Origin of the sequence: Lysinibacillus composti (genome assembly GCF_016908465.1) — a bacterium.
Taxonomy (GTDB): Bacteria; Bacillota; Bacilli; order Bacillales_A; family Planococcaceae; genus Ureibacillus; species Ureibacillus composti_A.
Genome location: NZ_JAFBDY010000003.1, coordinates 213648 through 222370 on the forward strand (window position 1 = coordinate 213648; position 8723 = coordinate 222370).

An 8723-nucleotide genomic window follows, 5' to 3' on the forward strand; every position below is an offset into this window, starting at 1 on the left:
ATATTATTCAACACTTATTACTTCTAATTCCCCACCATCTTTTGCAGATATTGACTTTACTAAAAATGTAGCCAATTGTCCTCGTGTTAAGTTTTTGTTTGGGCTAAAAGTAGTTGCAGTTGTTCCAGTTGTAATTCCATAATTTACTAGAGTCTGAATATAGCTTCTTGCATTTAGATCATTTAAACGATTTACATCTGTAAATTTCGTTTTTGTTGTTGTAGCTACTGATAGTTCAAATGCACGGGTAATCATTGTTGCCACCTGAGATCGTGTTAATGAATCATTCGGTCCAAATTTCCCATTTGTATAACCACCTACAACTTTTAACTCTGATAAAATAGCAATCGCATGATAATACTTGTTTGATGTCGAAACATCAGGATACACAGGATTATTTGTCGCTTCTTCAGTATTTAAACCTAGTGCATTTACTATAAATTGAGCTGTTTCTCCGCGCGTTGCAAATGAATTTGGTTTAAATGATGTAGAAGTCACACCAGTCATAATCCCAGAATGATATAAAGAAAGAATATTTTCAGAATGAGAATCACCGTCTTTTACATCATTAAATGGGTTCGTTTGGGCCTGCGTATGGAAAGGATTTAAAATCGTCAAACCAATGGCAATGGTCGAAGCAAGTATAACCGCCGCTACTTTTTTAAACATAGTAAGCTCTCTCCTATTGTGCTTTTATATTATTATAACGTTTTATAGGCATTAATAGTTACATATATTTCATTATTTTCTCGTATTAAATACTATACAAAATAAGTAAATGAACATAGTAAAACCTCCAAATTGGAGAATTTGGAGGTTTATTAATAGAGAAATATTTATTCTTTAAATGCAAAAAATCGCTGACCTAAATAATTTAATGCTGTAAAGAAAACCATCCCAACAAACATGGCAACGTTTTCCTGAACCTTATGACTTGCATTCATCAACATAAAGATCGTTAATGGTTTAGCTAAACCATATGCTACGAGGTAACAAATCGCAATATTAATAGCAAACTTTACTAAAGATTTTAAAGACGCGCCTTTTTGTTGAAATGTGAAATATTTATTTAAAAAGTAACTTAAGATACTCGTTAAAATATAATTTGAAGCGGAAGATACCCAATACGAAAGACCAACTAAGTTGTACAAACCAAACATAATGGATGTACCAACAATGGTGTTAATGATTCCTACTAGAATAAACTTCCAAAATTTCGCATCAAATAAAGTTAAAAGCTTTGTCCAATTATTCATTTCTGCTATCCGTCTTTCCAGAAACAATATAACGTGGTCTGCGTTTTACTTCCTCATAAATTTTTGAGATATAAAACCCTATAATGCCCAAACTAATCATAATCAAGCTTCCAGTACCTAGTAATAGTAGAATGATCGTTGTAAACCCTTCTAATGAATGTCCACTCAAATAATTGATTAGTGACTGTACGCCAAGAATGACAGAGAATAATAAAAACAGTACCCCAATTAACGTAATCAGTTGCATCGGAGCTGTTGAGAAGGAAGTAATGTTATTTAATGCGTATTTTAGTAATGAAACATAAGACCATTTTGTTTCGCCTTCTGTTCGCTCGTTGACATCAAATTCAACTTGAACACTTTTAAAACCTAACCAAAAAGAGAGAGCTCTAAAAAATAGTTTTCTTTCCGGTAGCTGTATGTAAGCGTCGACTACTTTTCGATCTAGCAATTTAAAATCGGAAGACTTCGACATATCAAAACCAGTTGCCTGGTTAATCAAGCGATAAAAGCTTTTAGAAAACATTCCATGTAACTTACTTTCTTTTCCGCGTGTAAGCTTTACACCTTCTACTATTTCAAAGCCTTCTTCCCATAAGCGGTACATTTGAACAACCGTTTCTGGTGGATGCTGTAGGTCACAATCCATTACAACACAGCAATCGCCCTTAGCAAATTCTAAACCAGCTAAAATGGCAGCTTCTTTTCCGAAGTTCCTTGAAAAGTTAATGCCTTTTACTGATTCAATCTCTTCACTGGCACGTTGGATTGATTCCCACGTCCCATCTTTTGAACCATCATTAACAAATATGAGTTCAGCGGGAATGTTGGACTCTTTTAATAGTTGATTGATTGTTTGTGCAGCTTTTAAAATCATCTTTTCTTCATTATAAGATGGGATGACGATTGATAATAACGGCATAGCGTACCCCTTTCTATACAAGGTTGCTGCTATATTTTATATTTCTACTGATTCGTTTCTGTTTCTTCAAATTTCACCACGACTGTATCATCATTAAATACTCTTACAGAATCTTTCGCTGGCCAAATGCCCATGTCATTAAATTCTTTACTTTGTTCTATTATATCTCGTTCTTCATCAGATACATTTTGAAGTGAATAGCCTAAGAATTGATCGAGTAACTCATTATAACTATATGGTTTGTAGAAGAATACTTCTCCAACAGAACCTGTCATTTCTGGGATTTGGTTCGGTATAATCTCAGATGTTAGTTGTGAATATAATTTAACATTCCCAAATACCGTAAGCTTTTCGATTTCTGGGTATTCATCTAATTGTTCAATTCGGTCAACTAAACGATTGGCAAAGCTTAGTGATTTCTCATGACGAAGCTCCATATTCATGTATGCGATATTTGCAATTAATGCGAAGTTAAAGATCGTACAAGCAAGGACAATCACCGTTGCCCAAGAACTTAAACGCTCAATGGCAAGTTTCGGCATTTCATCAACTCGGTCATATATAAGAATAAGGAAAATATAAACACTACTTAATCCAAAAACCATCAACATATGATAAAAAGCAGATGGTGATACAAAATACGCAACGTAATAGCTAAATGGCAGACTAGCAATCCCTATTACTAACATAGCCATCTTTCCTACATTTTTGTACACCAGTCTTTTTATAATGACAGTCAATGCTGCCACAATTAACGTGATGAATACGACAGCATTCAGCATTTCAAGGAAATTAATGCTATAGCCATCCATAAACCCTCTTAAAAAGAATGTTTTTAATTGGGTAATGATTTGCGAAATTCTACGTGGGATATCAGCTAAAGTTAATGACCCTACCTTATCAAGACCTTGATAACTTGAAATTTGAACAGTAAATATTCTAGTAAAGATTTTATACACGACTAAATAACCGACCATTCCAATTCCAATCATTAGAATAGCGCGAATGATTTTTCCAATTAGTTGTTTAAATGTAATTGTAGAATACAAGATTTCATGAATCAGCCAAATTGTTGTAAAAGTTAACGCAACCGATAAATTCGCTTGATAAATCGCTACAGATAAACAAACTAAAACGGCCCCGTAAAGGAACCCGTATTTATATTTTTTCAATAACACGACAGATAAGATGGCCATAAATATTCCCATCATGTAGCCGTCAGCAGTAAAGATATATGAAAAAGTTGCTGAAACACTTGGGAATGTGACAACAATCCCCGATATTAACACAATCGATATCTTCTTACGGATGTTAAATAAAATAACGAGACTAACACTTGCTAAAGCTAAAAAGAATATCGAAAGTAGTCCGATAATCCAGGGTAAATCAAAAAATGAACTAATCGCAGTGGCCGGGCTTAAGAAAAAGCGTCCAGACGTTACCATGGCTTGCGAACTATGCAAATTATGTAAACTATCATGATTTGGGAATCTGTGTGTAAAAGCATATATATGCGTGAGTAACCCAATGATCATAGCGGAAAAGAACGCTATTTTCCACTCACTCTGTATGTTATTCTTTAGTCTTTCAAATACTTTTTCCGGCATTTTCTACCTCCAACTACTTGTCACAATGGACGTCCACTCGAATTTAAATACAATTTTTAATTATACAGCACGGTGAAATTCCTGTAAATAAATCTCACGTTTTGTCGAAATAAAGTCGTTCTTTTAGGATGGGTGTCTTAATTGAATTCATCATTTGAATTATTCTAGACACTTTTTGCGATGTTCTAGACATATTCGATCGTAATCTAAATATTTCATCTAGCTTCACCACCTCCCTTTTGCCTAGTGTTCCAGTTTTTATATATTAGGAAAGGATTAAAATTGACAATTTATAATAAATTCTACATTTTTTGTTGAATCATACATATATTAAGGTGACTTCTTTAGTGAGGGACACATTGTAAATAAAAAAGGGGGTATGAATATGTCGTATAGCACGTATCCAAGTGAATATGATGCTATGGTCGGTGGGTTTTTCGTCATTTTTCTATTTATCGCTTTAGCTCTAGCACTTTTAGGTTATATCATTATGGCGGTCGTCTATTATATCACTGCAAAAACAAACGGCCTTCAAGAAATTGCATTCATGTCGTGGATTCCAATTGTAAATATTTATGTTCTATTTGCTCTTGTTTCGGATAAAGAAACTCTTGAGGAAATTAAAAAAGAAGCATTGAAATGGACCTTGATCTATATAGGTCTTCTAATCGTCTCGTTCATTCCAATTATCGGATTCATCGCTTCAATTGCCGCAATGGTCATTGGTATTTACTATATTTATCGCCTGTTTTACAGATGGACTGGAGAACAAGGTATGTCCATCCTGTTCGTTGTTCTGACTTTCATTACGGGTAGTATTTTCCTTTACATTTACGGACTAATAAAAATGAAAAAACCGTTTGTTGTTTAAACAATATATAAAATTAGAACTAGAAGCGGATCTGAGGGTATTCAGATTGCTTCTAGTTTTTTTGTGGGTGACAGTGATCCGCCAATTTGGCAATACTTCTAATTTTAGTGGACAGTCTGTTAGTACCGTTAACTTCTACTTTTAAAGTCCTGCTCGATTTGTTTTTTCCATTGGTTATTGATTTTTCCTTCTTTGCGATAATTCAAGACTGTCTCCGTAACAGCGGAGAAATTCAATTCTGTTCCGATTTGATCAGCATGATATTCGACAGCATTATCGCTTTCGATCCCCATTTGTGCAGCTGTTGAGATGGCATCGATATTGGCTCCTAAGAAAATGAATTCCCACCCCAATTCTTTTTGTTGCTCTATTAACTTTTTGATTTTTTATAGTTAAATTCGCTGCTTGAGTTCTCCATTCCGTCTGTCGTAATGACAAATAATACTTTTCCCGCGCGCTCTTCTTTTATGGTAGCTTTTTGTGCTTTTTTAATTTTGTTTATCGCAAAGCCAATTGCATCGAGTAAAGCCGTTGTCCCAGCCACCTCATAATCGTTGTTTGTAATGGGTGCTATTCCTTCAACATTAATGCGGTCGTGAAGCAATTCCACTTCATGATTAAATAAAACCGTTGTTACAATAGCATCCCCATCTGCAGACTTTTGCTTAGCCAGCATGGAATTATATCCACCAATGGTATCCGCCTCAAGACCAGACATGGACCCACTACGATCCAAAATAAATACAAGCTCAGTTAAATTTGTTTTCATAAAAAATATCCTCCATTCGTTTGTTTATAAATGAAGGATAACAATTTAATGATTTTATTTGGTCGCTTGGGAGGCGACATTTTTAGAGAGTTGGATGAAGTCACATGTAAATTTGTTGAACTCACACATTCCCTCGCGAAAGTCTCATAAAAATTCCCTAAACCCGCATTTCCTGGAAAGAACACCTAATAACCCCAAACCTACAAGGCCATTATGCTCCTAGTAACACCTGATCAAATGCAAACAACGCTTCGTTTATTTCATATATATTGTAGTTTTTTTGTTCAATGAAGTATTGAATAATGAGATCAAATTTGCTGCTGTTGGAGAGGGCATATCCTGCAGTGCGTAATAAATCTATCGTTTCATCTAAATTAAGCTCCAGTGAAATGGCAAATGCAATGACAGTCTTTTTTAATGGCGTGTATTCTGGATTGTTTCGTATTTTTGAGAATAGGCGTCGGTCAATGTTTGCTTTCTTATAGGTTTCAGCATCCGTTTTTCCTTTTTCATCAATTAAACGTAACAATCGTTGAGAGAATGTTTCCTCCAATTGCATTAATACATCTTCTAATGATCGCTTACTTTCAGAAATATTAAATTCCGGTTCACTTTGAAGGATCGGCATTTCCGAGTAAACTTGATCATATTCGATTTGATTTCGATTGGTATGAATCACGTTTTCCTCTATATAATGGTCATCTATGTACTGATAAATAGAATCAAACAGTTTTTCACTCAGTTGAACGGCATCTTGATCGAATACAACCATTGTCACGTCCATCTCATGTTCCAATAAGAACTCACTTATGGAAGATATAGCAATTTGTAATGCTTGTTTTTTCGGGTATCCATATATTCCAGACGAGATCAACGGGAAGGCAATCGATTGACTCCCATGCAAAACTGCAAGCTTTAGTGAGTTTATATAGCAGGATGTTAAATATTCCGCTTCATGATGCCCTCCACCTTTCCAGATGGGCCCCACAGTATGGATAATATATTTCGCAGGCAAGTTGAAACCATCAGTAATGACAGCCTCCCCAACCGCGCATTGGCCGATTTGATGACATGCTTTTTGTAAATCATTAGGTCCTGCCGCACGGAAAATAGCTCCACATACCCCTCCTCCCATTTGAAGAGCAGAGTTTGCAGCATTGACAATAGCATCCACTTTCATTTTTGTAATATCATTACGAACAATTTGAAATGGCATTTTATCAGCCCTCCTTATTTATTAAAAATATATATTAATAAAGTAAATACACTTGTTTTGCACATTCATTAATTCTACCATGAATACGCTCGTTTATTATGCAATTAACAAAATCCACCAGTATATTACTATTACATTAGAAAAATTCTGTTATACAATTTTTCAAAAATGTATTGCTGTTATATAACATTCAGTGTTATTATCTTTTTAGGGGAAATGTTTGAATATTTAAAAAAGGATGGGGGAAATGTAATGATTACATTTTTAGTGAGTATTGTCCTACTAATCATAGGCTATTTCACTTACGGAAAATTTGTCGAAAAAGTATTCGGGGAAAGACCAGATCGTCCGACACCTGCTTATGTAAATAGTGATGGTGTTGACTATGTTCCTATGTCTACACCAAAGAACTCATTAATCCAGCTTTTAAATATAGCGGGGACAGGCCCTGTATTCGGACCAATCGCTGGTGCATTATACGGTCCAGTTGCGTTTATTTGGATTGTGGTTGGTTGTATTTTTGCAGGGGCGGTACATGATTATTTAACAGGGATGATTTCAATTCGTAACAAAGGTGCTCATCTACCGGAACTAGCTGCTAAGTTCTTAGGTAATTTCATGAAGCACGTTGTAAATATTTTTGCACTTTTATTATTAATTTTAGTAGGTACAGTTTTTGTTACATCTCCAGCAATGCTTATTAATAATTTACTTGATGGTAAAGTAGCGCTTCCATTGATTGTTGGAATTATTTTCCTATACTATATCCTGGCTACGTTATTACCAGTTGATAAAATCATCGGAAGACTTTATCCATACTTTGGTGCATTATTAGTAATTTCTGCATTAGGTGTTGGGATTGGATTAGTTGTAACTGGTGCACCGATTCCTGAATTAACTCTAAAAAACATGCATCCAGGTGAATTACCGGTATTCCCATTATTATTCTTTACGATTACATGTGGGGCCCTATCTGGATTCCATGCAACACAAACGCCAATCATTTCTCGTACAACGAAAAATGAAAGAGAAGGTCGTAAAATTTTCTACGGTATGATGATTGCAGAAGGAATTATCGCGATGATTTGGGCTGCTGCTGCAATGAGTTTATTTGGTGGTTATGGTGGCTTAAATGAAGTATTAGCGGCAGGTGGACCTGCGGCGGTAGTAAGTGATATTTCATTATTAATGATGGGTTCTATTGGTGGAACATTAGCAATTCTTGGGGTAGTTGTTTTACCAATCACTTCTGGAGATACGGCATTCCGTGCAGCACGTATGATCATTGCAGATTATTTTAAATTTGCACAAGCTAAGCTTATTAGTCGTTTATGGATTGCGGTTCCATTGTTTGTCATCTCTTACTTATTAACAAAAATCGATTTCAATATTTTATGGCGTTACTTCTCATGGGCAAACGGTGTAACTGCAATGATTGCACTTTGGGTTGGCGCAATGTATCTATTCTTAGCACGAAAAAATCACTGGATTGCAACGATTCCAGCAGCATTCATGACGTCTATGGTATTTGTTTATATTTTCTATGAACCAACAATGGGCTTCGGCATTGATTTAACAGCTTCTTATATCGGAGGAATTGTCGCTACCCTCTTTGTTGTCATAGCCTTCTTCTTCCAAGCACATAAACAACGAGGTACTTCGTTCTTACTTGATGAAGATGTTTCAGGATTTAATGCAAAAGAAGTTTCATAAGGTATATAAAAAAGTCTCCTACGCTTAGGAGACTTCAGACTGTAGACAAACTCGAAATTTCGAGTTTGCCTACAGTCTTTTTTCTTTTAAAATAAAAGTAATAGTTTTTGAAATAGAGTTAGTTGATCTCCGTTTCGGCGGACGCTTTCCGCGGGCGTGGGCCAATCCTCCTCGTCGCTAGGCTCCTGCGGGGTATCGGCCGTCACGCTTTTCCCGCAGGAGTCGCCGCCTACACTACAATCAACTACTTTTTAAATAAAGTTTGAGGTGAATGGATATGATGTCGAAAAATCAAATAAATGAACGTGATCAAATTGAGATGATTACAATTGAGCAACTTGTTCCACAGGATCATCTTGTCAGAAAGCT

General features: G+C 35.5%; 9 protein-coding genes. 2 read left to right on the plus strand and 7 right to left on the minus strand.

The window, feature by feature from the left end:
• Positions 1-3: 3 nt before the first annotated feature.
• The 4 genes from JOD29_RS06205 to JOD29_RS06220 form a co-directional block, all read right to left on the minus strand.
• The gene (locus JOD29_RS06205) at positions 4-669 is read right to left on the minus strand and encodes an S-layer homology domain-containing protein (RefSeq protein ID WP_124763771.1); all 666 of its coding nucleotides are present in this window, start codon (positions 667-669) and stop codon (positions 4-6) included.
• Positions 670-836: 167 nt separating this feature from the next.
• Entirely contained in the window at positions 837-1256 is a 420-nt protein-coding gene (locus tag JOD29_RS06210; protein WP_124763772.1) for a GtrA family protein, read from the minus strand.
• Positions 1249-2178, minus strand: coding sequence for a glycosyltransferase family 2 protein (locus tag JOD29_RS06215; protein WP_124763773.1), 930 nt, complete (start codon positions 2176-2178; stop codon positions 1249-1251). The genes JOD29_RS06210 and JOD29_RS06215 overlap by 8 nt, the downstream gene beginning before the upstream one ends.
• Positions 2179-2222: 44 nt before the next feature.
• The gene (locus JOD29_RS06220; RefSeq protein WP_124763774.1) at positions 2223-3785 is read right to left on the minus strand and encodes a glucosyltransferase domain-containing protein; all 1563 of its coding nucleotides are present in this window, start codon (positions 3783-3785) and stop codon (positions 2223-2225) included.
• Positions 3786-4170: 385 nt separating this feature from the next.
• Here JOD29_RS06220 and JOD29_RS06225 point away from each other — a divergent pair, with 385 nt between their 5' ends.
• On the plus strand, positions 4171-4656 hold the full coding sequence (locus JOD29_RS06225; RefSeq protein WP_239585588.1) for a hypothetical protein: 486 nt from the start codon (positions 4171-4173) through the stop codon (positions 4654-4656).
• Positions 4657-4784: 128 nt separating this feature from the next.
• Here the strand turns inward: JOD29_RS06225 and JOD29_RS20400 are convergent, their stop codons facing one another.
• The 3 genes from JOD29_RS20400 to JOD29_RS06235 all read right to left on the minus strand — a co-directional run bounded on the left by JOD29_RS20400 (position 4785) and on the right by JOD29_RS06235 (position 6641).
• On the minus strand, positions 4785-5009 hold the full coding sequence (locus tag JOD29_RS20400; RefSeq protein ID WP_239585589.1) for a hypothetical protein: 225 nt from the start codon (positions 5007-5009) through the stop codon (positions 4785-4787).
• 17 nt (positions 5010-5026) lie between these two features.
• Positions 5027-5425: a vWA domain-containing protein gene (locus JOD29_RS20405; protein WP_239585590.1), complete on the minus strand. Its 399-nt coding sequence runs from the start codon at positions 5423-5425 to the stop codon at positions 5027-5029.
• Between the two features lie 211 nt (positions 5426-5636).
• Positions 5637-6641 carry a macro domain-containing protein gene (locus JOD29_RS06235; RefSeq protein WP_124763776.1) on the minus strand — a complete coding sequence of 335 codons (1005 nt, stop codon included), beginning with the start codon at positions 6639-6641 and terminating at the stop codon, positions 5637-5639.
• Between the two features lie 252 nt (positions 6642-6893).
• On the opposite strand from JOD29_RS06235, the gene JOD29_RS06240 reads away from it, so the two are divergent.
• Positions 6894-8354, plus strand: coding sequence for a carbon starvation CstA family protein (locus tag JOD29_RS06240; RefSeq protein WP_124763777.1), 1461 nt, complete (start codon positions 6894-6896; stop codon positions 8352-8354).
• Positions 8355-8723 lie beyond the last annotated feature (369 nt).

Excerpts from the sequence above, each read along its gene's own strand:
- JOD29_RS06205 (WP_124763771.1), bottom strand. The coding sequence starts at position 669 with ATGTTTAAAAAAGTAGCGGCGGTTATACTTGCTTCGACCATTGCCATT.
- JOD29_RS20405 (WP_239585590.1), bottom strand. The coding sequence starts at position 5,425 with ATGAAAACAAATTTAACTGAGCTTGTATTTATTTTGGATCGTAGTGGG.
- JOD29_RS06210 (WP_124763772.1), bottom strand. The coding sequence starts at position 1,256 with ATGAATAATTGGACAAAGCTTTTAACTTTATTTGATGCGAAATTTTGG.
- JOD29_RS06240 (WP_124763777.1), top strand. The coding sequence starts at position 6,894 with ATGATTACATTTTTAGTGAGTATTGTCCTACTAATCATAGGCTATTTC.
- JOD29_RS06225 (WP_239585588.1), top strand. The coding sequence starts at position 4,171 with ATGTCGTATAGCACGTATCCAAGTGAATATGATGCTATGGTCGGTGGG.
- JOD29_RS06220 (WP_124763774.1), bottom strand. The coding sequence starts at position 3,785 with ATGCCGGAAAAAGTATTTGAAAGACTAAAGAATAACATACAGAGTGAG.
- JOD29_RS06215 (WP_124763773.1), bottom strand. The coding sequence starts at position 2,178 with ATGCCGTTATTATCAATCGTCATCCCATCTTATAATGAAGAAAAGATG.
- JOD29_RS06235 (WP_124763776.1), bottom strand. The coding sequence starts at position 6,641 with ATGCCATTTCAAATTGTTCGTAATGATATTACAAAAATGAAAGTGGAT.